Source organism: Mesorhizobium sp. M5C.F.Ca.ET.164.01.1.1, from assembly GCF_004792125.1.
Classification (GTDB): Bacteria; Pseudomonadota; Alphaproteobacteria; order Rhizobiales; family Rhizobiaceae; genus Mesorhizobium; species Mesorhizobium wenxiniae.
On the sequence record NZ_SRTG01000614.1, the window covers coordinates 1 to 282 of the forward strand.

The window sequence follows — 282 nt, forward strand, 5'->3', positions numbered from 1 at the left end:
TGCGCCCAGGCGCGATGCCGTTTTTCTCCGCCCAGTTGCTGACCTGTCTGAGATAGCCGTCGACGAAGCGGCGGTCGGGCTGGGCGTCGAAAAAGACTTTCAGCACCCGTTCGGTCTCGGCATAGGCGGCCTTCTTGGCCTCTTCGGACCGATCCATATCCCCGGCCATCCTTGCCCTGACCGAGGCCAGCGTCTGCTCCAGCGTGCCGGCCGAGGCCGGCCACGGCACATTGTTCAGCGCGCGGTAAACCGGCTCGCGCATCCAGGGCGCGCCCTGATGGC

1 pseudogene is annotated in these 282 nt (G+C 66.7%); it reads right to left on the reverse strand.

The features are described from left to right. Positions 1–262 (reverse strand): annotated as a pseudogene (locus EN807_RS35005) (glycosyl hydrolase family 5); the annotation flags it as partial. Between the last annotated feature and the right edge of the window lie 20 nt (positions 263–282).